This window comes from Microbacterium sp. NPDC091662, assembly GCF_044756705.1.
GTDB lineage: Bacteria > Actinomycetota > Actinomycetes > Actinomycetales > Microbacteriaceae > Microbacterium.
This window is the reverse complement of the sequence record NZ_JBIVTM010000002.1, coordinates 561978-586068: the sequence shown is the minus strand read 5'-3', so window position 1 is coordinate 586068 and position 24091 is coordinate 561978. Positions and strand designations below refer to the sequence as shown.

The window sequence follows — 24091 nt, the reverse complement described above, 5'->3', positions numbered from 1 at the left end:
CAGGATCCTCCGCCGACTGCACGGCTTCTCGACGAGTGCACGGCTTTGCCGCGCGCTTTACCCGTGCACTCGGCAGCTTGCCGTGCACTCGGCAGCTTCCCCCGTGCACTCGCGCCACATCGGACGCGTGCGGGCACGCAGAAGGCCCCAGGCGAATCGCCTGGGGCCTTCTGCGTCACTCAGTACTCAGTACTGGGGCTCTCGCCTCAGTTGTAGGTACCGGGGGTGATGTCGTCCGTCGAGAACGCGTCGAAGTCGACGTAGCCGAAGTCGCCGTCGGCGTACGCACCGTCGGATGCGAAGATCCGGTTCGGGTAGCGCTCGCTCTTGGCTTCCTCTGTGGCCTCGACCGTGACGTCGCGGTACTTCGAGAGACCGGTTCCGGCGGGGATGAGCTTACCGATGATGACGTTCTCCTTGAGACCGACCAGCGGGTCGCGCTTGCCCTGCATCGCAGCCTCGGTGAGCACGCGGGTCGTCTCCTGGAAGGAGGCGGCCGACAGCCACGACTCGGTCGCGAGCGACGCCTTCGTGATACCCATCAGCTCCGGACGGCCGGACGCGGGACGCTTGCCCTCTGCCACAGCCTCGCGGTTGATCGACTGGTAGCGCTTGAGGTCGACCATCTCACCCGGAAGCAGGGTCGTGTCGGCGTGATCGACGACGGTGACCTTGCGGAGCATCTGACGGACGATGACCTCGATGTGCTTGTCGTGGATCGGCACACCCTGCGAGCGGTACACGCCCTGGACGCCGCCGACGAGGTAACGCTGCACCTCGCGAGCGCCCATGACACGCATGATCTCCTTGGGGTCGAGCGTGCCCACCAGGATCGGCTGACCGACCGTGACGTGCTGCCCGTCCTCGACGAGAAGCGTCGCGCGCTTCAGCACCGGGTAGATCACCGGCTCGTCACCGCTGTCGGGCGTGAGGATGACCTTCTTGCCCTTGTCGGTCTCGTCGATCGCGATGCGGCCATCGGCCTCGGCGATCGGCGACGCGCCCTTGGGGGTACGCGCCTCGAAGAGCTCCTGCACGCGGGGCAGACCCTGCGTGATGTCATCCGCCGATGCCGAACCACCCGTGTGGAAGGTACGCATCGTCAGCTGGGTACCGGGCTCACCGATCGACTGGGCCGCGATGATGCCGACGGCCTCGCCGATGTCGACGGTCTTGCCGGTCGCGAGCGAACGGCCGTAGCACTGCGCGCAGACACCGACGGCGGAGTCGCAGGTCAGGACCGAGCGCACCTTGATGCTCTCGACACCGAGACCGACGAGCTTGTCGATCAGCACGTCACCCACGTCGTCACCGGCCGAGGCGAGAACCTCGCCCGACTCGCTCACGACATCGGAGGCCAGCGTACGGGCGAACACCGAGTTCTCGACGTTCGCGTCGCGCACGAGCTCACCCTGCGAGTTCGGAGCGGCGATCGGGAGCTCGAGGCCCTTCGACGTGCCGCAGTCCTCTTCGCGGATGATGACGTCCTGCGAGACGTCGACCAGACGACGGGTCAGGTAACCCGAGTCGGCGGTACGCAGAGCGGTGTCGGCCAGACCCTTACGGGTACCGTGCGTCGCGATGAAGTACTCCGCAACCGACAGACCCTCGCGGTACGAGGAGATGATCGGACGCGGGATGATCTCACCCTTGGGGTTGTTCACCAGACCACGCATACCGGCGATGTTCCGGATCTGCAGCCAGTTACCACGAGCACCCGACGACACCATGCGGTTGATGGTGTTGTCCTCGGGGAAGTTCGCCTTCATGGCGGCCTGGACCTCGTCGGTTGCCTCGGTCCAGATCTTGATGAGCTCCTGGCGACGCTCCGAGTCGGTCGTCAGACCCTTCTCGTACTGCGACTGGACCTTCGCGGCCTGCTTCTCGTAGCCGGCGACGATCTCCGCCTTGTTCGGCGGGGTGAGGATGTCGCTCAGGGCGACGGTCACACCGGAGCGCGTAGCCCAGTAGAAACCGGCATCCTTGATGCGGTCCAGCGAGGCAGCCGTCTCGACCTTGGGGTACTCCTCGGCCAGCTTGTTGACGATCTGCGACAGCTTGTTCTTGTCGGCCTGCTCGCGGACGAACGGGTAGCCCTTGGGCAGCGTGTCGTTGAAGATCGCCTGACCCAGCGAGGCGTCGACGAGACCGTGACGCTCGTAGCCCTCGGGAGCTTCGCCCTCGAGGAAGGTCAGACCGGGGATGCGGATGCGGATCTTCGCCTGCAGGTCGAGGGAGCCCTCGTCCTTGGCGAGGATCGCCTCGCCGACCGAACCGAACGCACGACCCTCACCGGCAGCACCCTCCTTGACCGTGGTCAGGTGGTGCAGACCGATGATCATGTCCTGCGAGGGCAGGGTGACCGGACGGCCGTCAGACGGCTTCAGGATGTTGTTCGACGCGAGCATCAGCACGCGGGCCTCGGCCTGAGCCTCGACCGACAGCGGCAGGTGCACAGCCATCTGGTCACCGTCGAAGTCGGCGTTGAACGCCGCGCAGACGAGCGGGTGCAGCTGGATGGCCTTGCCCTCGACGAGCTGAGGCTCGAACGCCTGGATGCCGAGGCGGTGCAGGGTGGGTGCACGGTTGAGCAGCACCGGACGCTCGCGGATGATCTCCTCGAGCACGTCCCAGACCTCGGGACGCGTGCGCTCGACGGCGCGCTTGGCCGCCTTGATGTTCTGCGAGTGACCGAGGTCGATCAGACGCTTGATCACGAACGGCTTGAAGAGCTCCAGAGCCATCTGCTTGGGCAGACCGCACTGGTGCAGCTTCAGCTGCGGGCCGACGATGATGACCGAACGGCCGGAGTAGTCGACACGCTTGCCGAGCAGGTTCTGACGGAAACGACCCTGCTTGCCCTTCAGCATGTCGCTGAGGGACTTCAGGGCACGGTTGCCGGTACCGGTGACGGGACGACCACGGCGGCCGTTGTCGAACAGCGCGTCGACGGCCTCCTGCAGCATGCGCTTCTCGTTGTTGACGATGATCTCGGGGGCACCGAGGTCGATCAGACGACGAAGACGGTTGTTGCGGTTGATCACGCGGCGGTACAGGTCGTTCAGGTCACTGGTCGCGAAGCGGCCACCGTCGAGCTGGACCATCGGGCGCAGCTCCGGCGGGATCACCGGGACGACGTCGAGGACCATCGCGGCCGGGCTCATGCCGGTCTCGAGGAACGAGCTGACGACCTTGAGGCGCTTGATCGCACGGATCTTGCGCTGGCCCTTGCCCTCGGAGATCTGCAGACGCAGGTTCTCCGCCTCGGCGACGAGGTCGAACGCCGCGAGGCGACGCTGGATCGACTCGGCACCCATGTAGGCCTCGAAGTACTGGCCGAAGCGGTCCTGCAGCTCGTGGAAGACGTCGTCCTCCGGGCGCAGGGCACCGACCTCGAGGGTGCGGAAGTCTTCCCACACGCGCTCCAGCTTCAGGATCGCCTCGTCGGCACCCTTGCGGATGAGCGACATCTCCTTCTCGGCGGCGTCCTTGACCTTCTTCTTGGCGTCGGCCTTGGCACCCTCCGCCTCGAGGGCAGCGAGCTCCTCCTCCAGCTTTGCCAGGCGCTCCGCGATCTTGGCATCGCGGCGGTCGCCGAGCGTCTTCAGCTCGAGGCGGATGTTGTTCTCCTGCGTGCCCAGGTCGCGGTGACGAGCTTCCTCGTCGACCGAGATGACCATGTAGGCGGCGAAGTAGATGACCTTCTCGAGGTCCTTCGGTGCCATGTCGAGCAGGTAGCCCAGACGCGAGGGCACGCCCTTGAAGTACCAGATGTGGGTGACGGGAGCGGCGAGCTCGATGTGACCCATGCGCTCACGACGGACGGAGCTCTTGGTGACCTCCACGCCGCAGCGCTCGCAGACGATGCCCTTGAAGCGGACGCGCTTGTACTTGCCGCAGGCGCACTCCCAGTCGCGGGACGGGCCGAAGATCTGCTCTCCGAAGAGACCGTCCTTCTCCGGCTTGAGGGTGCGGTAGTTGATGGTTTCGGGCTTCTTGACCTCGCCGTAGGACCACGCGCGGATGTGGTCTGCGGTCGCCAGGCCGATGCGAAGCTCATCGAAAGTTGTGGACTCGAGCACTAGTTCTCCTGTGTCGGAAATTCTTTTTGAGAAGTCTGCTTCGGTGGGCCCGGAACCGTGTCCCGGGCCCCCGAAGGATTAGATCTCGTCGATCGAGGCGGCCTCGAAGCGGCTGGAGATGTTGATACCGAGCTCTTCTGCGGCGCGGAACGCCTCATCGTCGGTGTCGCGGAGGTTCACCAGCGTGCCGTCGGCCGAGAGGACCTCGACGTTCAGGCAGAGCGACTGCATCTCCTTCATGAGCACCTTGAAGGACTCGGGGATGCCGGGCTCCTGGATGTTCTCGCCCTTGACGATCGCCTCGTACACCTTGACGCGGCCGAGGATGTCGTCGGACTTGATCGTGAGGAGCTCCTGGAGCGCGTATGCGGCGCCGTAGGCCTCGAGGGCCCACACCTCCATCTCACCGAAGCGCTGTCCACCGAACTGCGCCTTACCACCGAGCGGCTGCTGGGTGATCATCGAGTACGGACCCGTGGAACGTGCGTGGATCTTGTCGTCGACCAGGTGGTGCAGCTTCAGGATGTACATGTAGCCGACCGAGATCGGGGCCGGGAACGGCTCGCCGGAGCGGCCGTCGAACATCTGGGCCTTTCCGCTGGAGTCGATCAGACGCACACCGTCGCGGGTCGGGATGGTCGCGTCGAGGAGACCGGCGATCTCCTCCTCGCTCGCACCGTCGAACACCGGGGTGGCGACCTTCGTGCCGGGAGCCGCCTCGAAGGCCTGCTCCGGCAGACGGGTTGCCCACTCCGGGGTGCCCTCGACCTTCCAGCCCTGCTTCGCGATCCACCCGAGGTGGGTCTCGAGGACCTGGCCGAAGTTCATTCGACCGGGGATGCCGAGCGGGTTCAGGACGATGTCGACCGGGGTACCGTCCGCCATGAACGGCATGTCCTCGATCGGGAGGATCTTCGCGATGACACCCTTGTTGCCATGGCGCCCGGCGAGCTTGTCACCCTCGGTGATCTTGCGCTTCTGGGCGATGTAGACCACGACACGGCGGTTGACGCCCGAGCCGAGCTCGTCGTCGCCGTCCTCGGCGTTGAACTCCTTGACCGCGATGATCGTGCCCTGCTCGCCGTGAGGCACCTTCAGGGACGTGTCGCGGACCTCGCGGCTCTTCTCGTTGAAGATCGCGCGGAGCAGACGCTCCTCGGCCGACAGCTCGGTCTCACCCTTCGGCGTGACCTTGCCGACGAGGATGTCGCCGGGGCGGACCTCGGCACCGATGCGGATGATGCCGCGCTCGTCGAGATCCTTCAGCAGCTCCGGGCTGACGTTGGGGAGGTCACGCGTGATCTCCTCCTTGCCGAGCTTGGTGTCGCGAGCATCGACCTCGTACTCCTCGATGTGGATCGAGGAGAGGGTGTCGTCCTTCACCAGGTCCTGGCTCAGGATGATCGCGTCCTCGAAGTTGTAGCCCTCCCACGTCATGAAGGCGACGAGGAGGTTCTTTCCGAGGGCCAGCTCGCCGTTCTCGGTGGCGGGGCCATCGGCGATGACCTCTCCGACCTCGACGCGCTCACCGGCGTTGACGACGACCTTCTGGTTGTACGACGTGCCCTGGTTCGAGCGGTCGAACTTGCGGAGGTGGTACTCCTGCGTCCCGCCCTCGTCGAGCATGACGACGACGCGGTCTGCGGAGACCTCGGAGACGACACCGGCCTTGTCGGCGGTGAGCACGTCACCGGCGTCGATGGCCGTGTAGCCCTCCATACCGGTTCCGACGAGCGGCGAGTCGCTGCGCAGCAGCGGCACAGCCTGACGCTGCATGTTGGCACCCATGAGGGCGCGCTGTGCGTCGTCGTGCTCGAGGAACGGCACGAGCGAGGTCGCGACCGACACCATCTGGCGCGGGGAGACGTCGATGTAGCCGATGTCCTCCGGCAGGAACATGTCGACCTCGCCGCTGCCGCCCTTGGGGCGGGCCAGCACGTGGCTCTCGATGAAGCGACCCTTGGCATCGAGCGGGGCGTTGGCCTGCGCGATGTTGAAGTCGACCTCTTCGGAAGCCGTGAGGTAGTCGATGTGCTCGGTGACGACGCCACCCTCGACCTTGCGGTACGGGGTCTCGATGAAACCGAACGAGTTGATGCGCGCGAAGGTCGCGAGAGCACCGATCAGACCGATGTTCGGGCCTTCAGGCGTCTCGATCGGGCACATGCGGCCGTAGTGCGAGGGGTGGACGTCACGGACCTCGACGCCGGCGCGGTCACGGGAGAGACCACCCGGGCCGAGCGCGGACAGACGACGCTTGTTCGTCAGACCCGCGAGCGGGTTGTTCTGGTCCATGAACTGCGACAGCTGCGACGTTCCGAAGAACTCCTTGATCGCGGCGACGACGGGGCGCACGTTGATCAGGGTCTGCGGGGTGATCGCCTCGATGTCCTGCGTGGTCATGCGCTCGCGGACGACGCGCTCCATGCGGGACAGACCCGTGCGGACCTGGTTCTGGATCAGCTCGCCGACCGCGCGGATGCGACGGTTGCCGAAGTTGTCGATGTCGTCGGTCGCGAGACGGATCTCGGCCTTCTTGCCGCCGCGGATGCCCGTGAAGGTCTCCTCGGTGCCGGCGTGCAGGCGCACCAGGTACTTGATCGTGGCCACGATGTCCTCGACGGTCAGCACCGAGGAGGTCAGCGGCTGGTCCAGGCCCAGCTTGTGGTTGATCTTGTAACGACCGACCTTGGCCAGGTCGTAGCGCTTCGGGTTGAAGTAGAAGTTGTCCAGCAGCGCACGGGCGGCCTCGGCGGCGACCTGCTCGCCCGGACGGAGCTTGCGGTAGATGTCGCGGAGCGCATCTTCCTTCGTGACGATCGTGTCCTTCGCGAGCGTCTCCTCGATCGAGGTGTAGCCGGCGAACTCGGCGAGGATCTCCTCGCTGGTCATACCCAGCGCCTTGAGGAAGACCGTGACCGACTGCTTGCGCTTGCGGTCGACGCGCACGCCGACCTGGTCGCGCTTGTCGATCTCGAACTCGAGCCATGCGCCGCGGCTCGGGATGACGCGCGCCGACACGATGTCCTTGTCGGACGTCTTGTCGGGGGTCTTGTCGAAGTAGACACCGGGCGAGCGCACGAGCTGCGACACGACGACGCGCTCGGAGCCGTTGATGATGAACGTGCCCTTGTCGGTCTGCAGCGGGAAGTCGCCCATGAAGACCGTCTGGGTCTTGATCTCACCCGTGAGGTGGTTCATGAACTCGGCCTCGACGTACAGCGGAGCGGCGTAGGTCTTGCCACGCTCCTTGCACTCCTCGATCGAGTACTTCTCCGGCTCGAGGTAGGGGTTCGTGAACGACAGCTGCATCGTCTCGCCGAGGTCCTCGATCGGAGAGATCTCCTCGAAGATCTCGCCCAGACCGCTGTTCTCGTTGACGTCGGTGCGCCCCTGCTTCTTGGCCTCGGCCACGCGCGCCTTCCAGGCGTCGTTGCCGACCAGCCAACCGAAGGACTCGGTCTGCAGGGCGAGAAGGTCAGGGACCGTCAGCGTGTCGGAGATCTTGGCGAACGAAAGACGGGAAGCTCCGCGTCCGTTCTTGGTGGTGGTGGATGTGGATGCGTTGCGAGCAGCAGCCAAGGGAATAACCTCCGTGAGCCCCGCAGGGCTTCTCGATTCCTTTGTCGTCAGGTGGAGTGTGCGCCCGGGAACTCGACAGATGCCGACCACCATATGAGGGCAGGGAGAAACGAGCGCAACTACTAACTATACGCACGATTGTGCGACATGGCAAGCACAGTCCTTGACCAATCTGGGAAGCTGCGGTATGAGGCCCGATGGCCGGGTCGGATCGCGTCCGGCCCGGCCATCTCCGCAGGCGTTCTCAGGAGGCGATGCCCAGCTCGTTACCGGGGATCGACGCCAGCAGACGGCGCGTGTACGGGTCGCGGGGGTTGGTGAAGATCTCCTCCGACGTCGCCGCCTCGACGAGTCTGCCGTCCTTCATGACGCACACGTAGTCGCTGATCAGCCGCACCACCGCGAGGTCGTGCGAGATGAACAGGTAGCTCAAGCCGTACTCCCGCTGCAGGTCGCCGAGCAGCTTCAGGATCTGGTCCTGCACCAGCACATCGAGCGCCGACACCGGCTCGTCGCACACGATCAGATCCGGCGAGAGGGCGAGCGCTCGTGCGATCGCGACGCGCTGTCGCTGACCGCCGGACAGCTCGGACGGGTACCGCCGCAGCATCGACTGCGGCAGCGCCACGTCGTCGAGCAGCTGCCGCACGCGCTTTCGCCGATCGGCGCCGCTCCCCCGTCGGTAGAACTCCAGCGGCTCGGCGATCAGACGCTCGATCGTGAACATCGGGTTCAGGCTCGAATACGGATCCTGGAAGATCGGCTGCACCTGTTGCCGGAACTCCTTCGTCTCCGCCCGACTCAGCGACGCGATGTCCTTGCCCTCGTAGCGGATCAGCCCGCTCGTCGGCTCGATCACCTTGAGCAGCATCCGCGCGGTCGTGGTCTTGCCCGAACCGGACTCGCCCACGATCGCGACCGTCTCCCCGCGCGGGATCACCAGCGACACATCATCGACGGCCACGAAATCCTCGCCCCGGCCCCGCACGGGATACACCTTGGTGAGGTTCTCGATCTCCACGATGTTGTCGGTCGGGGCCACCTCGGCCACGGCGACCGCCGCGACGGCGTCGGGGTCGGCCGCCCGCTCCTGGGTTCGGAAGGCCTCGGGTCGCAGGCGTGCCGCTGCGACCGACGGCGCCGCCTTCACGAGCGACTGCGTGTACGGATGCTGCGGATCCTCCAGGATCTGGCGCGCGTCGCCCTGCTCCACCACCTTCCCGCGGTGCATCACGATCACCCGCTCGGCACGCTCGGCGGCGAGACCCAGGTCGTGGGTGATGAGCAGCACGGCCGTGCCCAGTTCGCGCGTCATCTGCCCGATCTGGTCGAGGATCGTCTGCTGCACCGTGACGTCGAGCGCGCTGGTGGGCTCGTCGGCGATCAGCAGTCGCGGCTTGCACGCCAGACCGATCGCGATGAGCGCGCGCTGGCGCATGCCGCCGGAGAACTCGTGCGGGTACTGCTTGGCACGTCGCGCCGGATCCGGGAGCCCCGCGGCGGTCAGCGCCTCGACCACCTTGGCCTGCACGTTCTGCCGTGTGGCGAGGCCGTGCGCGAGCAGCGTCTCCGCCACCTGCGTGCCGATCTTCGCGACCGGGTTCAGGTTCGACATCGGGTCCTGCGGCACGAGCCCGATGTCACGACCGCGGATCGTGCGCAGCTCATGCTCCGGCGCGCGGGAGATCTCCTTGCCATCGAGGCGGATGCTGCCGGAGGCGATCCGGCCTCCCCCGGCGAGCAGTCCGATGATGGCCATCGCGGTGGTGGACTTGCCCGAGCCGGACTCCCCCACGATCGCGACGGTCTCGCCGGGGCGGATCTCGAGGTCGACACCCTCGACGGCGTGCACGACGCCGTCCATGGTGGCGAAGTCCACGGCAAGCCCCTGGACCGACAGCAGCGGTTCGGTCGACATCTGCTTCTCCTTCGCGGCGCTCACGGCGCCGTTCTCCCGCGAGTTCATCGCGCCCTCGTCCGGGGGTCCATCGCCTCGCGCAGCGCCTCGCCCAGCAGGGTGAAGCCGAGCGCCGTGACGGCGATGCAGATACCGGGGAGGAAGGCGAGCCAGGGTGCGATCGCGAGTTCGGCCTGCGCGTACGTGAGCATGCGTCCCCACTCCGCGGTCTCCGGACGGCCGCCACCGAGACCGAGGAACGACAGGGCCGCCGCATCGATGACCGCGGTGGCCAGCGTCAGCGTCCCCTGGACGATCACAGGGCCGATGGCGTTCGGCAGCACATGCGACATCGTGATCTTGCCGCGCCCGAGCCCGAGGGTCTGCGCCGAGAGCACGTAGTCGCTGGAGCGCTGCTGCAGCATCGACGCGCGCAGCAGCCGGGCGAAGATCGGCACCTGGGAGGCCCCGATCGCGATCATGATCGCGAACGGGGTCTGCCCGAGGATGGCGGCGATCGACACCGCCAGCAGTAGGTTCGGCACCGAGAGGATGATGTCGACGATGCGCATGATGAGCGTGTCGACCCAGCCGCCGAAAGTGCCGGCGAGCAGTCCGAGGATCATGCCGCCGACCAGGCCCATGGCCGTGGAGACGACGCCGATCATGAGAGACGCCTGCGCACCCCAGATGAGCTTGGACAGCACGTCGCCGCCGAAGCGGTCGAGGCCCAGTGGGAACTGCGGCAACTCCCCCGGTCCCGGGATGTAGGTGGGCGTGATGTACTTCGCACCCGGCAGCGCCGTCTCCGGGTAGGGAGCGATCAGGGGCGCGAGCGCAGCGACGAGCAGGAAGGCCACGACGATGGCCGCGCCGATCCATGCCGTCGGGTTCCGGCGCAGGCGGCGGAACACGTCCCGCCAGAAGCCGCCGGAGCCGTTCTTCAGATCGGCCTGGGCGATGGCGACGGTGTCGATGCTGCCGCCGCTCTCCGCTGAGGGGCCCTGGGCGGGCGGGAGCGCGATGGTCATGCGACCGCCTCCTTTCGGACGATGGGGAGGGACATCACTGCACCCTCACTCTCGGGTCGATGAAGCTGTAGGAGACATCAACCGCCAGGTTGATCAGCGCGTACGCGATCGCGATGAAGATGATGAAGCCTTGAAGGACGGGGAAGTCCCTGGTGAAGATCGCTCTCGCCAGGAACGAGCCGATGCCCGGGAAGGCGAACACCGTCTCGGTGAGCACCGCCCCCGAGATCAGCAGCCCGGTCTGCAGGCCGATCGTGGTGATCACCGGGAGCATGGCGTTGCGCAGGATGAAGCGGTTGCGCAACGTCGGGGAGCCGACGCCCTTCGCCCGACCGGTGCGCACGTAGTCAGCGTTCTGCACTTCCAGGACACTGGCCCTGGTGATGCGGACGATGATCGCGAGCGGGATGGTGCCGAGCGCGAGCGCCGGGAGGATGAGGTGCAGGATCGCATCCCACGCGGCATCGAACTCGCCGGTGATGATGCCGTCCCACACATAGAACCCGGTGGGATGGGTCGCGTCTATTCGTGGATTCTGGCGCCCGTCCGACGGCAGCCATCCCAGCTGCACGGCGAAGACGTACTTCAGGATGAAAGCCAGGAAGAACACCGGGATGGTGATGCCGATCAGGCTCAGCACCACAGAGGCGTGGTCGGTGAACTTGCCGTGACGGCGAGCGGCCCAGTATCCCAGCGGGATGCCGATGCCGACCGCGAAGATGAGCGCCATGACGCTGAGTTCGAGCGTCGCTGGGAAGCGGCGCATGAACTCCTCGGTCACCGGACGGTTGGTCTGGATGGAGGTTCCGAAGTCTCCCTGGAGGAGCCGCCCGATCCAGATGAAGTACTGCTCGATGAGCGGCTTGTTGAAGCCGTAGAGCTCGTTGACTCTCGCGACGGCCTCGGGTGTGGCCTTCTCGCCGAGCAGGGCGACCGCGGGGCCGCCGGGAAGGGCCCTGACCCAGGCGAACAGCAGGATGCTGAGCCCGAACAGGGTGGGGATGAGGAACAGCAGTCGCCTGCCGATGGTGCGCAGCACGAAGATCTCCGTCGATCAGAAGGTACGCCGTTCCCCCGGTCCCGCAGGATGCGCGGGACCGGGGGGCGGCATATCAAGTGGTCAGGCCTACTTGGTGAGGACGATGTCCGTGAAGACCTCGTCGTTCACCGGGCTGGCGGGGTAGCTCTTCACGCGCGGGTCGAACGCCAGGGTCGGCGCCGGGTGCGCGAGCGGAACACCCGGGATGAACTGGGCGACCATCTCGTTGATCTCCTCGTACAGCGCCGTCTGGTCCTCGAGCTTGGAGACGCCGCGCGCCTCGTTCAGCTTCTGGAACAGCTCGGGGTTGTCGAAGCCCCACTCGGAGCTCTGCTGGCCGAAGAAGACGCCGACGAAGTTGTCGGTGTCGTTGTAGTCGCCGGTCCAGCCGAGCAGGTGGATGCCGTGATCCGAGGTTCCGGTGGTGCGATCGAGGTACTCGACCCACTCCTCCGAGACCGGGGTGGTCTCGACGCCGACCTCGGAGAGCTGCGACGACAGCACCGTGAAGATCTGCTCGGGGTCCGGCATGTAGGGGCGCGAGACGTTGACCGGGTAGTTGAAGGTGAGCTTCAGCGGGTTCGCCTCGGTGTAGCCCGCCTCGGCCAGCAGTGCCTTGGCCTTCTCGGGGTCGTAGTCGTAGGTCGTGACATCGGGGTTGTAGCCGTTGACGACCTCGGGGACGAATTCGATCGCCTTCTGCGTGCCCTCCGGGAGCACCTGGCTGATCAGCGCATCCTTGTCGACCGCGTACGACAGGGCCTCACGGACCTTCGGGTCCTGCAGCTCCGGAACCGCCTGGTTGAAGGCGAGGTAGAGGATCGTGAACGGCGGGCGCGACACCATGGTGAAGCCGTCGTCTTCGAGGGCCTTGGTGTCGGCCGGTCCGACGAGGTCGTAGCCGTCGATCGAGCCGGACTCGAGCGCCTGACGGCGAGCGGTCGGGTCGTCGATCGTGCGGAAGATGATCTCGTCGATCTGTCCGGCCTCGCCCCAGTAGTCGTCGTAGGCCTTGAGCGTGACCTGCTCGCCCGGTGCCCACTCGTCGAAGGCGTAAGGCCCGGTGCCGACGGGGTGGCCCATCGCGTATTCGGACAGCTGCGGGGCCTCGGCCGATCCGCTGACCTCATCCGCGCCGAACTCCTGCATCGCCGAGGGGCTCTGCATCGCGAACGCCGGCAGCGAGAGCGAGGCGACGAAACCGGCGAACGGCTTGTTGAGCTCGATCGTGACCGAGTTCTCGCCGTCGGGGGTGCACGACTTGTACACCGCGTCTGCCGCATTGGAGGCGTAGCCCTTGAAGAGCTTGTTGTAGTAGTAGCCGAAGGCCTCGGATGCGGCGAGCCCGGTCCAGTTGAACCAGCGGTCGAAGTTCACGCAGACGGCCTCGGCGTTGAACGGCGTCCCGTCCTGGAACGTGACGTCTTTCTTCAGCTCGAAGGTATGGGACATGCCGTCCTCGGACGACTCCCACGACTCGGCGAGGAGCGGTGCCGGGTCGGCGGTACCGGGCTCGGTGCCGACGAGACCTTCGAAGATCTGACGCGAGACGCGGAAGCTCTCGCCGTCCTGCGCGAAGGCGGGGTCGAGGCTCGCCGGGTCCGAGGACGCGGCGAACACGAACGTCCCGTCGACGTCGCCCGAGCCTTCCGAGCCCTCGTCGCCCCGCTCGCTGGCGACGCACCCCGCAAGGGCGAGTGCCGCGATCGTGGCTCCGGTTACGGCGATGACCCCTCGCCGACGCTTGACTGATTGGTGCATTGTGTGACCTTCCCTGTCGGGCGCTTCGTTGCGCGTCCCGAGGCCTCTTCGCCTCGGGGACGGTGATGACTCGACGGTACCCAGCAGATCCTCAGATGCCAAACGCATCCAGGTTGCAATCCGGTATCGGCGGGACCGGCACCGATCCGGTAGTGTCCAGATCGTGCCCGACACCACCCCGCTCGCCGTCTGCTTCGGCGAGGGCATGGTCGCCCTCGTCGCCGCCACCGCCGGTCCTCTCGAAGACTGCCGGACCTTCCACCGCTCTCTGGCCGGTGCCGAGTGGAACACCGCGATCGCCTTGGCCTCGGCGGGCATCCGCGCCTCGGTCCTGTCCCGTGTGGGCGACGACGGCTTCGGGCGCTTCCTGACGGCCGAACTGCGCGAGCACGGCGTCTACGATTCCGCGGTCGAGGTCGACGACGATGCGCCCACCGGCCTCTACGTGAAGGAGCTCTCGGCCCGAGACGACGGAGCGGTCGACGGGACCATGCACTACTACCGTGCAGGATCCGCCGCCGCCGCCCTCTCTCCGCAGACCCTGACGACGCCGCTGGCCTCCGCCCTCCTCACCGAGGCGGCACTCGTGCACACCTCGGGGATCACGCCAGCGCTCTCGATCTCGGCGCTCGCGGCTCAGGAGGCGCTGTTCGCGCAACGGCACTCCGACCGGCTGCTCAGTTTCGACCTGAACTGGCGACCGGCGCTCTGGCGAGGGCGCGAGGCGGACGGCAAGAGGATCGTCTCCGACTTCGCCGGCCGCGCCGACATCGTCTTCTGCACCCGACCCGATGCGGAGGCCGTGTTCGGGACGAGCGATCCGCAGCAGCTGCGCGCGCTGTTCCCCGGGCCGCGGTACCTGCTCATCACCGATTCGCGCGGAGCCGTGGCGTTCGACGGCACGGAGATCGCCGAGAGCGACGCCCTCGACGCCCCCGTGGTGGAGACCATCGGCGCGGGAGACGCCTTCGCTGCAGGCTTCCTCGCCGGGGTCCTCACCGGCCTGTCGCTCACGGGAAGCCTCGCCCGAGGTCACCGCATCGCGACCCGCGCTCTCGTCAGCACCCGCGACCACGTCGACTGAGGCTCGTCGCCACGGGCGGGAAGAACCCCGTGGGGAGGAACGGCTACGCCCACAGCTCCGCCTGACGCAGCGAACTCCGCCCGAGCCTCAGGTGCGGCGTCGTGCGGGAACGGCGTCGTGGGTTCGCTGCAACGAGACCGCGACAGGTTCGCCGCGGTGCTGCACCACACGCACGAACAGCACGTCCACGAGGGCGAGCTGAGCGATGCGGCTCGACATCGCGGCCATCCGGAACGGCGATTCGTGCGCGTGGGTGAGCAGCACCGCATCCGCCGCCAACGCCAGCGGCGAGTCCGGGGCGCTGGTGACCGCCACGGCGAGAGCACCGGCATCCCGCGCCACTTCGAGCGCGCGCAGGGTCTCCGCGGTCTCGCCGCCGTGGGAGAACGCGATCGCGACGTCGTCGGAGGTGCGCAGGGAGGCCGCTGTGACGGCCAGGTGCGGATCCGCCGAGTGCGACACCGAGCAGCCGATGCGAGAGAGCTTCAACTGCAGGTCCTGCGCCGTCAGTGACGACGCTGCCTGCCCGAAGAGATCGATGTGACGCGCGTCGACCAGAGCGCGGGCGACCCGGTCGAGGGCGACCGCATCGAGGGCGAGGGCCGTCTTCTCGATCGCGTCGATCTCCTGCGCGGCGAGCTTGGCGGCGATCGCCGTGGGCCCGTCGTCGGGATCGATCGCCGTGGTGTCCAGTCCGAACCGTGCCTGCTGCGCCTGAGCGAGCGTGATCGCGCGGGCGACCGCGACGCGGAGCTCGCGATAGCCGCTGTACCCGAGCGACTGGGCATAGCGGGCCACCGTCGACAGCGAGGTGCGGCAGAGCTGGGCCAGATCGTTGATCGCCAGGTCGACGACCAGAGTCGGGTCTCCCAGGATGGTCTCCGCGACGCGCGCCTCGGCAGCGCTCACCTTGGGGAGCGAGCGTCGCACCCGAGCGAGAACGTCATCGTCCATGGAGGGATCCTGTCTCAGCCGGCGCTGTTCATCCTCTGCTGCACCGCGAAGCGCCCCAGGAGTGCTTCACGCGCCGTCTGCGCACCGAGCCTACTGGCTGCGGCGACCTCCACGGTCGGCAGCGGCAGCGGGTTCGCCGTGGGAAGACCGACATTGACGACCACCGCACGAGGATCCCGCAGAGCCGCACGCTCGACGAGCGCGCGCTGTGCGGCATCCGTGTCAGGACGGTCGATCAGCAGCACCGTCGTTCCCGCGGCTGTCGCGACCTCGTCGATCACCCGATCCTGTTCGGAAACCGGGGCAGAGGCCACGTCCAGGCGCACGCGCACACCGTCCCCGGCCAGCGCATTCGCGACGTACGAACCCGCACTGTCGACGGCGAGCGTCGAGCGTCGGCGCGCATCGATGACGGCGAGCTCCGACGCCGTCTCCAGGGCGTCGCCGGACACGGTGACCACGCGGCGCACGATCTCCGCGGCGTCGAAGGTCTCGGCCTGCTCGTGCGTCTGCTCCGCGGCGATGCGGAGCTTGGCCGCGAGGGATGCGACCCTGGCTGCCGCCTCCTCGACACGCGCACGCGAGAGCGAACCGTCCCGCAGCGCGGCGACGATCCCGTCTCTGGCGGCACGGAAGTCCTGCTCGTCCTGGTCGGGCAGAGCGGCTTCGCCCGGATTGGTCGGGTTGCCGATGCAGAGGAGGTCTGCGCCGGCAGCGAGCGCCTGGGCTGCTCCCCCGCCGAGTCCGACCGTCTCGCGGATGGCCGCCATGTCGAGCGCATCGGTGATGATGAGGCCGTCGTAGCCCCAGTCGCGCAGCATGCCCAGCACACGCGGGTTGAGGGTGGCCGGCTGCTCGCCCCATGCCGGGACCACGATGTGCGCGGTCATGACGGCATCCACGCCCGCGTCGATCGCGGCGCGGAACGGCTCGAGGTGCACACGCTCGAACTCCTCGAGGTCGAGCGTGATCTCGGGGAGCGAGTGGTGGGAGTCCATGTGGGTGTCGCCGTGGCCGGGGAAGTGCTTGACGCACGCGGCGACCGCCCCGTCCTGGATGCCGTCGATCGTCGCGACGACGTGTCGCGAGACGAGTGCCTCGTCGTCACCGAAGGCCCGAACACCGATGACCGGGTTGCGGGGGTCGGTGTTGACGTCGGCGACCGGACCGAGCACCACGTTGGCGCCGACCGCACGCACCCGACGAGCCAGCTCCGCGCCGGTCTTCTCTGACGCGACGAGGTCGTCGAGCAGACCGAGCTGGGCGGCTCCAGGAACCGTCGACCCCGTGGCGGACTCGAGCCGGGTGACGCTGCCGCCCTCCTCGTCGATGCCGATCAGGGCGTCGGGGTTCGCGTCGAGGATCGCGGCGCTGAGGGCGGGAAGGCCTTCGCCGACGTTCTGGCCGAAGTACACGACTCCTGCCAGTCCGTCACGCAGTTCGTCGCGCAGCCACTCCGGGGCTTCGGTGCCGAAGAATCCCGGCCACAGCACGCCGTTCGCGAGGCGTTCGAGGTCGTCGGTCATCCCTTCACCGCTCCTGCCACCATGCCGGAGGCGAGCTTGCGCTGCACCAGTACGAAGAAGATCATGACCGGGACGGTGATGATGGTCGACGCGGCCATGATGCTGCCCCAGTCGTTGGAGTGCAGGCCGAAGAACGACTTCAGACCGATCGAGACCGTGTACTGGTCGGTCTGGGCGCCCAGGATCGTCATCGCGAAGATGAACTCGTTCCACGCGGTGATGAAGCTGAAGATGCTGGTCGCGACGAGGCCGGGCATGACCAGCGGCAGCAGCACCGAGCGGAACATGCGCCACCAGCTCGCGCCGTCGATGTATGCGGCCTCTTCGAGCTCGACCGGAACGGCGGCGACGAAGCCGCGGAGCATCCAGATGCCGAACGCGAGCGACAGCGCGACGTAGACGACCATCAGGCCGAGGATGCTGTTGAGGAGGCCGAGGCTCTTCACCTGCAGGAACAGCGGGATGACGAGCGCCTCGAGCGGCACCATCTGCACGATCAGGATCATCATCAGGATCGTGGTGCGGAACTTGAACTTGAAGCGCGCGACCGCGACGGCCGCGAGCAGGCACACGAGGGCGCTCACGAGAACCGTGACGAGCGCCACGATCGCCGAGTTGCGCAGGTAGGTGCCGAATCCGCCGTCGGTGAGCACGAAGGCGAAGTTGTCCCACGTGAACTCCTGCGGGAGCAGTGACTGGCCACCGCTGGAGGCCTTGCCGTCGAAGGCGCTGGAGACCATCCAGTAGACGGGGAACAGCGTGAAGATCAGGACCGCGGCGACCGCGATCCCGATTCCGATGCGGGAGCGGAGCCTCGGGCGCGGGTTCACAGCTCGTCCTCCTTCATGAGGGAGCGGATGTAGACGATCGTGATGCCGATCAGCACCAGCGTGAGCAGTACGGCGAGCGCCGCACCGAAGCCGTAACGGTTCTGGCCGAAGGACTCCACATACGACCAGACGCCGAGGTTGAGCACCTGACGGTTGCCACCCCCACCGCCGGGCATCAGGTACACCTGCGCGAAGACCTTGAAGTCCCAGATGGTCGAGAGGATGATCACGACCGAGAAGACGGGCTTGAGCGTGGGGAAGATGATCTTCCAGAATCGACGCCACGCGCCGGCGCCGTCGAGAGCGGCGGCCTCGAGCATCTCCTTCGAGACGCCGAGCAGGCCGGCCAGCACGGTGATCGCGACGAACGGGAAGCCGTGGTGCACCACGTTGAGGAGCACGATGGCATAGAACGACCACTGGTTCGTGAACCAGTTCACCGGGTCGTCCATGAGGCCGAGGTCACGCAGCACCGTGTTGAAGATGCCGCGATCAGCATCGAAGATGAAGGTCCAGACGTACGTGCCGGTCACGGCTGGCATCGCCCACGCGACCATGATGCAGCTGGAGACGATGACGCGCCAGGTGGTGCCGAGGCGTGCGAGCAGCAGCGCCACGAGCGTACCGACGGCGACCGTGACGAACACGGCCACGGCGGCGAACCCGACGGTGTTGGGCAGCACCACCGTCCAGAGAGTCGGGTTGGTGAGCGCCTCGACGTAGTTGTCGAGACCGATCCAGTTGTTCTCCCCGGTGTTGATCTCGCGCAGACCGTAGTCCTGCAGCGAGTAGATGAACACCTGGATGAGCGGCCAGAGCATGAGCACCGCGAGGATGGCCAGCCCGGGCGCGAGAAGGAGCCAGGGGCGGGCCGCGACGACCGAGAGACCGCGTCGCTTCCGGCCGCCGGCCACGGAGGCGGAGGTGGACTCCGCCTTCGTGGCCGGCAGTGGCGCTTGCACCATCGACATGGAAGGGATGCTTCCTTACTTCTGGTTGAGGAGTTCGGTCATCTCGGCGGCGGCGTCCTTCGTCGCGGTCGCGACGTCCTTCTGCCCGCTGAGGATGGCCTGGATCATGGAGTTGGTCGTCTTCTTCGCCTGCACGGCGCCGAAGTTCGGGGTGACCGGGACGGATGCTCCGCCGTCGACCATCTGCTCGGCGAACGGTGCGACCAGCGGGTCGGTCGAGGCCAGGGCCTCTTCCATCGCGGACTGGACGCCCGGGAAGTACCCGGTCTCGTTCGACCACTGCTCGGCGAACTCGCCGGTGGTCATGAGCTTGACGAACTCCCAAGCGAGGTCGGCGTTCTTGGTCGTGTTGAAGACCGAGAGGTGCGATCCGCCGAGCACGGACGGAGCGATGCCACCGTCTTCACCGGGGATGACGGCTGCACCGATCTTGCCCTCGAGGTCGGGGTTGGCCTCGATGAGCGACTTCGGCGTCCACGAGCCCGAGAGCATCATGGCGACGTTGCCCTGCGTGAACGCGTCACGGAGGTCGGTCTCCTTCCAGGTGGTCGCACCTGCGGAGGAGAAGCCGTGCTCGGTGGCCAGGCCCGTGTAGAACTCGATGCCCGCCTGCGACTCCTCGCTGTCCAGCTCGCTGGTCCAGGTCTTGCCGTCCTTCGTGGCGATCTCGCCGCCGGCGCCCCAGACCCAGGGGTAGACCTGGAACTCGGCGTCGCCCGGGACCGGGAAGGGGAGCATGTCGGGCTTGGCGGCCTTGATGGCGTCACCCGCGGCGACGATGTCGTCCCACGTCTTCGGGGCCTCGAGTCCGAGCTCCTCGAACACGTCGGCGCGGTAGACGAGCGAGCGGACGCCCGCGTACCACGGCATGCCGTACAGCTCGCCGTCGTAGGTGCCGGCGACCTCGAGGCCCTCGACGAGGTCGTCGCGGAGGCCCTTCTCGGCGTCGACGTACTCGTCGAGGGGCTCGAGCGCGCCGGCGTCGGCGAACTCCGCGGTCCAGGTGGTGCCGGTCTCGGCGACGTCGGGGGTCGTGCCACCGGCGATGGAGGTCACGAAGCGGTCGTGGGCGTCGGCCCACTGGATCTCCTCGATCTTGACCGTTGCGCCGGTCTCCTTCTCGAAGGCGTCGGACACCTTGTCGTAGAAGGCGGAGGCGTCGGGGTTCGTACCCTTCATGATCCAGACGGTGAGCTCCTGGCCCTTGCCGTCGGTGGAGCCGGTGTCGCTGCCGCCGGCACAGCCGGCGAGGGCGAGCGTGGCCACGGCGCCGAGCGCCACAGCCGAGAGAATGCGCTTGTGCATTGCGGGGATCTCCTCTTTGAAAAGTCCTGGCAAGCATCGGGTACTCACCGGGGGTTAGGAAAAAGTATCCACGACTAACTAATTACCTGCAAGTTCCTCTCACAATCGTCATGCGGCCGTAACATCAGGTTCCCCCGGTAGGCTCCCCGGATGGTTCGCCGCTCCCCTGACAACGACCGTTCGACGGTCGCCCGCCACGCGACGCTCCCCTCTCCCGGGCCCGCCAGAGGATTCCTGAAGATCGCCGGAATCACGCTGGGCGTCGTGCTCGTCGCCGCGATCGCCGTCGCCGCGTTCGTCGTGACCGACTACTTCAATCGCTTCAACGAGGGCGCTGTCAGCCTGGAAGGGGCACCCGAGGTCGAACCGCCCTCGATCAGCGCCTACCCCGGCGAGTTCAGCATGCTCATCATCGGCACCGACGAGTGCGGTGAGGTGTCGACAGGGCTCCTCGCCGCGCGATGCTCGGAGGCCGACGGGGGGATCCTCAACGACGTGAACCTGCTCGTGCACGTCTCGGCCGAGCCCCGCAACGTCACGGTCGTCTCGCTCCCGCGCGACCTCATGATCCCGACGCCCGAGTGCACCAGGGAAGACGGATCGGTCGCCTCGGAGACGAGCAAGACGCAGATCAACTCGATCTATCAGAACGCCGGGATGTCGTGTGTGGCGAAGAGCGTCACCGAGCTCACCGGCATCGAGATCCCCTTCGCCGCGAAGATCGACTTCGACGGGGTGATGGAGGTCACCGACGCCATCGGCGGTGTCGAGGTGTGCATCGGCGGCGAGGGCATCCGCGACGAGCACACGTCGATCGACTGGGAGCCGGGCCTGCGCACGGTCTCCGGCTACGAGGCACTGCAGTTCATCCGCACACGGCACGGCGTGGGTGACGAGAGCGACATGGCGCGCGTGTCGAACCAGCAGCAGTACATGTCGCGCCTGGTGAAGAAGATCATGAGCGACGAGGTGCTCTCCGACCCGGGGAAGGTGCTCGGGCTCGCCGACACGATCGTCGACAACATCGACCCGAGCGACGAACTGGGCAACCCCATCCGACTCGCCCAGCTGGCCCTGTCGATCAAGGACGTGCCTTTCTCGGAGTTCGTCTTCCTGCAGTACCCCGTGCTCACCGATCCCGACGACACGAACCGCGTCGTGCCGAACCGCGACGCCGCGGCCAGCATCTGGGATGCGTTGAAGGCCGGGCAGCCCGTGCAGCTCACCGGGAACGTCAGCAACAACGGAGGCGTCGAGCTCATGGAGCCCGCACCGGGCGCCGACGCCGAGGTTCCGGCGACGAACCCTCCCGCCACCGACTCCCCGGCGACCGACGCCCCGGCGCCCCGTGCGACGCTCGACTCGGCCATCTCCGGTCAGACGGCGGAGCAGGAGACCTGCGCGAACGGCAAGCAGCGCTGATCCCGCTCGGCCAGAGCGTAGGCTCGTGCCCATGGGCCGGACGAGAGCGCGCGACACCGAGCACCCCCAGGCCCGACTCGATCACGGCGGCATCGCCAGCATCATCCCGTCCGAGTTCACGAGCGGCTTCGAGCTCATCGTCGACGGCACCCCGCAATCGCACGTCGACCTCGACGACCCGACGCACCTGCACTTCGAGTACATCGTGCGCATGGGAGCGGTGATCGACCAGCTCCCGCCCGGACCGTTGACCGCCGTGCACCTCGGGGCCGGCGCCCTCACGATCCCCCGCTACATCGAGGCGATGCGCCCCGGCTCCCGGCAGCAGGTGATCGAACTCGAGCCCCCCCTCGCCCAGCTGGTGCGGGAGCATCTTCCTCTGCCGAAGGGCGCGCCGATCAGGATCAGGATCGGCGATGCCCGCGAGGGCGTGGCGAAGCTGCCGAGCGGGCTGCAGGCGAGCTGCGACCTCGTCGTCTCCGACGTGTACTCGGGTGCGCAGACGCCCGCCCACCTCACCAGCGTCGAGTTCTACCGCGAGCTCGCAGAGCTGTTGACACCCGGCGGTGTGCTTCTCGTCAACGTCGCCGACGGTCCGGGCCTCGCCTTCGCCCGCCGCCAGGCCGCGACGATCGCGGAGGTGCTCCCCGAGATCGGCATCCTCGCCGACACCCAGGTGCTCAAGGGGCGGCGGTTCGGGAACCTCGTCGTCGCGGCGTCCGCCGCTCCCCTGCCGACCGAATGGCTGCCGCGCATCCTGGCCGCAGGCCCCCATCCCGCGAAGATCGCACAGGGTGCCGAGGTCGTCTCCTTCCTCCAGGGGGCGCGGATCGTGACCGACGCCGACGCCGTCGCCTCCCCGCGCCCCGACGCCTCGCTCTTCCTGCGCTGAGGCACGAGCGGTTCCCGACGTCGTCCGACGGGCACGTTCGGTGGTCGGCGCACCGGTCCCCGCGGCGTGTCGGAGACGGGATGCCGAGACCAGGGCGCGCCGCCCCGACGACCCCGCGGGCGGAAGGCACACTGGATGGGGACGCTGCGGAAGGAGAGCAATGAGTTTCATCCGGGGATACGACCAGGAGACCCTCCGCGAGAAGGTCGATCTCGATGAATGCGAGGCACGTCTCGCGGAGATCGATTCGCAGCGCAGTCTGCCCGCTCTGCTGGAGCGCGTGTGGCTGCTGAAGGTGCTCGACCGCCTCGACGAGGCGCTCGCGCTGGCTGACGAGACGGTGCGCCAGGCGCGCATGGCCGGCACACGCAAGGACGTTCTGCGCGCCCGCGTGCTGCACGCCACGATCCTGCAGTACCGGGGCGCCCACGCCGCAGCCGAACAGGAGCTCTCGACCTGTGCGACCGAGGCCGAGGGGCAGCGTTGGCTGTCGATCGCCGCCTTCGCGTATCAGCACCACGGCAAGAACGCCTACGACGCCGGCGACTACGAGACCGCCAGGGAGAGCTTCAAGCAGTCGCTGTTCCTCCGGCGCGAATCGGGCGCGGAGGACAGCGAGCTCGAGACCGCTCTGCTGGCGATCGAGGCTGTCGAGCGGCGCCGCCCGCCGCAGCTCATCGCGGGCTGAGCCTTCGTGCGGCCGTGATGTCGGCGGCATGGCTTAGCCTGATCGCATGGCGGAACTTGACCGTGTGCGCGTCTGGGGCGAAGCACTGATCACGCTGCATCTCGACGACAGCTGGTCTTTCGGCTTCGACAATGCCAAGCGTCGGGCCGGGCAGTGCGACTACACGAAGAAGCGCATCACCGTATCGCGCTACCTCGCGGCACGCTTCGAAGACGACGACATCCACCAGGTGCTGCTGCACGAGGTCGCGCACGCCCTCGCCGGGCACGCCGCCGCGCATGGCCCGGCGTGGAAGCGCGTCGCCCGCGACCTCGGCTACGTCGGCGGCACGACCCACCACGGCGAGACGGCCGTAGAGCTCGCCCCCTGGGTGGGCAGTTGCCCGGCAGGCCACGTGACCTACCGACACCGCCGCCCCACGAGACCCACATCGTGCGCGCGCTGCTCGCGCACGTTCGACGCCCGGCATCTCTTCGCCTGGACCCGGCGGGAGATCTCGACCGACGTGCGCCTCGCCGCGCAGATGCCGCGCTGACCGCGACTCAGGCGTTCGGGTCGTCGAGGCTCGCCACCTCGGTCTCTGCTGACCCGTCAGACGAGGTGCGCCGACGACGCAGCAGGGCTGTGATCGCGCGCCAGCCGACGAGGAAGACCCCGAGCACGAGTGTCGCCACGATGATGAACGGCAGCTCGGCCGTGTCGCCGCTGATCACGCGGATGAGCATCCCACCCGCGACCGTCACGACCCAGACCACCACACCCCACAGCAGCGACCAGGGGCGACGAGGCCGACCGGGCAGCAACGCGGCGAGGAGATGCCCCACGAGCAGTGCGACCAGGAACGGCCACGCCGTGAGCAGGAACCCGGCGGGGTTCTCGTCATGCGAGGCGCGACCGATCGTGGCGAAGATCAGCACGAGCACGACGTCGACGATGACAGCGGGAAGGTACCTCATGACACGACCCTACGTGCCCGCGGCCGTGTCGGTGCCTGCCCCGCGGTAACCGGCGGAGATCTCCGTTTCGG

Annotated in this window: 17 protein-coding genes; 5 read left to right on the top strand and 12 right to left on the bottom strand. The window is 67.4% G+C overall.

The genetic code is table 11. The features are described 5' to 3' along the window. Window positions 1-206: 206 nt before the first annotated feature. The 6 genes from rpoC to ACIQLD_RS16065 form a co-directional block, all read right to left on the bottom strand. On the bottom strand, window positions 207-4082 hold the full coding sequence (rpoC, locus tag ACIQLD_RS16090; protein ID WP_021199011.1) for a DNA-directed RNA polymerase subunit beta': 3876 nt from the start codon (window positions 4080-4082) through the stop codon (window positions 207-209). 78 nt (window positions 4083-4160) lie between these two features. Beyond that, window positions 4161-7664, bottom strand: a complete 3504-nt coding sequence (locus ACIQLD_RS16085; RefSeq protein ID WP_402609553.1) for a DNA-directed RNA polymerase subunit beta — start codon at window positions 7662-7664, stop codon at window positions 4161-4163. A 244-nt stretch (window positions 7665-7908) separates the two neighbouring features. Continuing rightward, window positions 7909-9630, bottom strand: a complete 1722-nt coding sequence (locus tag ACIQLD_RS16080; protein ID WP_402609551.1) for an ABC transporter ATP-binding protein — start codon at window positions 9628-9630, stop codon at window positions 7909-7911. Next, window positions 9627-10592: an ABC transporter permease gene (locus ACIQLD_RS16075; protein WP_402609549.1), complete on the bottom strand. Its 966-nt coding sequence runs from the start codon at window positions 10590-10592 to the stop codon at window positions 9627-9629. Before ACIQLD_RS16075 ends, ACIQLD_RS16080 begins: the two co-directional genes overlap by 4 nt. Before the next feature lie 34 nt (window positions 10593-10626). After that, complete coding sequence (locus ACIQLD_RS16070) at window positions 10627-11631, bottom strand: ABC transporter permease (protein ID WP_402609547.1); 1005 nt, start codon at window positions 11629-11631, stop codon at window positions 10627-10629. Window positions 11632-11718: 87 nt separating this feature from the next. Beyond that, window positions 11719-13392 (bottom strand): ABC transporter substrate-binding protein, encoded by a 1674-nt coding sequence (locus tag ACIQLD_RS16065; protein WP_402609545.1) that lies wholly within the window; start codon window positions 13390-13392, stop codon window positions 11719-11721. Between the two features lie 163 nt (window positions 13393-13555). On the opposite strand from ACIQLD_RS16065, the gene ACIQLD_RS16060 reads away from it, so the two are divergent. Continuing rightward, the gene (locus tag ACIQLD_RS16060) at window positions 13556-14476 is read left to right on the top strand and encodes a sugar kinase (protein ID WP_402609543.1); all 921 of its coding nucleotides are present in this window, start codon (window positions 13556-13558) and stop codon (window positions 14474-14476) included. An 87-nt stretch (window positions 14477-14563) separates the two neighbouring features. On the opposite strand, the gene ACIQLD_RS16055 is transcribed toward ACIQLD_RS16060, so the two are convergent. From ACIQLD_RS16055 to ACIQLD_RS16035, 5 genes are read right to left on the bottom strand one after another with little or no spacing between them, the layout of a single operon-like run. Further along, window positions 14564-15430 (bottom strand): MurR/RpiR family transcriptional regulator, encoded by an 867-nt coding sequence (locus tag ACIQLD_RS16055; protein WP_402609541.1) that lies wholly within the window; start codon window positions 15428-15430, stop codon window positions 14564-14566. A gap of 14 nt (window positions 15431-15444) precedes the next feature. Continuing rightward, window positions 15445-16956, bottom strand: coding sequence for a glycoside hydrolase family 3 N-terminal domain-containing protein (locus ACIQLD_RS16050; RefSeq protein WP_402609539.1), 1512 nt, complete (start codon window positions 16954-16956; stop codon window positions 15445-15447). Beyond that, window positions 16953-17786 (bottom strand): carbohydrate ABC transporter permease, encoded by an 834-nt coding sequence (locus ACIQLD_RS16045; RefSeq protein WP_017828171.1) that lies wholly within the window; start codon window positions 17784-17786, stop codon window positions 16953-16955. Before ACIQLD_RS16045 ends, ACIQLD_RS16050 begins: the two co-directional genes overlap by 4 nt. Then, window positions 17783-18757: a carbohydrate ABC transporter permease gene (locus tag ACIQLD_RS16040; RefSeq protein ID WP_402609537.1), complete on the bottom strand. Its 975-nt coding sequence runs from the start codon at window positions 18755-18757 to the stop codon at window positions 17783-17785. The genes ACIQLD_RS16045 and ACIQLD_RS16040 overlap by 4 nt, the downstream gene beginning before the upstream one ends. Window positions 18758-18772: 15 nt before the next feature. Next, window positions 18773-20062 (bottom strand): sugar ABC transporter substrate-binding protein, encoded by a 1290-nt coding sequence (locus ACIQLD_RS16035; protein ID WP_402609535.1) that lies wholly within the window; start codon window positions 20060-20062, stop codon window positions 18773-18775. A 150-nt stretch (window positions 20063-20212) separates the two neighbouring features. Here ACIQLD_RS16035 and ACIQLD_RS16030 point away from each other — a divergent pair, with 150 nt between their 5' ends. From ACIQLD_RS16030 to ACIQLD_RS16015, 4 genes are all read left to right on the top strand, one after another. Continuing rightward, complete coding sequence (locus tag ACIQLD_RS16030; RefSeq protein ID WP_402609533.1) at window positions 20213-21484, top strand: LCP family protein; 1272 nt, start codon at window positions 20213-20215, stop codon at window positions 21482-21484. 31 nt (window positions 21485-21515) lie between these two features. Beyond that, window positions 21516-22376 carry a spermidine synthase gene (locus tag ACIQLD_RS16025; RefSeq protein WP_402609531.1) on the top strand — a complete coding sequence of 287 codons (861 nt, stop codon included), beginning with the start codon at window positions 21516-21518 and terminating at the stop codon, window positions 22374-22376. A 160-nt stretch (window positions 22377-22536) separates the two neighbouring features. Beyond that, window positions 22537-23064, top strand: a complete 528-nt coding sequence (locus ACIQLD_RS16020; RefSeq protein ID WP_402609529.1) for a hypothetical protein — start codon at window positions 22537-22539, stop codon at window positions 23062-23064. 46 nt (window positions 23065-23110) lie between these two features. Next, on the top strand, window positions 23111-23599 hold the full coding sequence (locus ACIQLD_RS16015; protein ID WP_402609527.1) for a SprT-like domain-containing protein: 489 nt from the start codon (window positions 23111-23113) through the stop codon (window positions 23597-23599). Window positions 23600-23606: 7 nt separating this feature from the next. Here ACIQLD_RS16015 and ACIQLD_RS16010 read toward each other — a convergent pair whose 3' ends face one another. Next, window positions 23607-24020, bottom strand: a complete 414-nt coding sequence (locus ACIQLD_RS16010) for a DUF3054 domain-containing protein (protein WP_402609525.1) — start codon at window positions 24018-24020, stop codon at window positions 23607-23609. Window positions 24021-24091: the final 71 nt, after the last annotated feature.

Excerpts from the sequence above, each read along its gene's own strand:
- ACIQLD_RS16065 (WP_402609545.1), bottom strand. The coding sequence starts at position 13,392 with ATGCACCAATCAGTCAAGCGTCGGCGAGGGGTCATCGCCGTAACCGGA.
- ACIQLD_RS16010 (WP_402609525.1), bottom strand. The coding sequence starts at position 24,020 with ATGAGGTACCTTCCCGCTGTCATCGTCGACGTCGTGCTCGTGCTGATC.
- ACIQLD_RS16050 (WP_402609539.1), bottom strand. The coding sequence starts at position 16,956 with ATGACCGACGACCTCGAACGCCTCGCGAACGGCGTGCTGTGGCCGGGA.
- ACIQLD_RS16030 (WP_402609533.1), top strand. The coding sequence starts at position 20,213 with ATGGTTCGCCGCTCCCCTGACAACGACCGTTCGACGGTCGCCCGCCAC.
- ACIQLD_RS16040 (WP_402609537.1), bottom strand. The coding sequence starts at position 18,757 with ATGTCGATGGTGCAAGCGCCACTGCCGGCCACGAAGGCGGAGTCCACC.
- ACIQLD_RS16025 (WP_402609531.1), top strand. The coding sequence starts at position 21,516 with ATGGGCCGGACGAGAGCGCGCGACACCGAGCACCCCCAGGCCCGACTC.
- ACIQLD_RS16075 (WP_402609549.1), bottom strand. The coding sequence starts at position 10,592 with ATGACCATCGCGCTCCCGCCCGCCCAGGGCCCCTCAGCGGAGAGCGGC.
- ACIQLD_RS16035 (WP_402609535.1), bottom strand. The coding sequence starts at position 20,062 with ATGCACAAGCGCATTCTCTCGGCTGTGGCGCTCGGCGCCGTGGCCACG.
- ACIQLD_RS16020 (WP_402609529.1), top strand. The coding sequence starts at position 22,537 with ATGAGTTTCATCCGGGGATACGACCAGGAGACCCTCCGCGAGAAGGTC.
- ACIQLD_RS16015 (WP_402609527.1), top strand. The coding sequence starts at position 23,111 with ATGGCGGAACTTGACCGTGTGCGCGTCTGGGGCGAAGCACTGATCACG.
- ACIQLD_RS16080 (WP_402609551.1), bottom strand. The coding sequence starts at position 9,630 with ATGAACTCGCGGGAGAACGGCGCCGTGAGCGCCGCGAAGGAGAAGCAG.
- ACIQLD_RS16055 (WP_402609541.1), bottom strand. The coding sequence starts at position 15,430 with ATGGACGATGACGTTCTCGCTCGGGTGCGACGCTCGCTCCCCAAGGTG.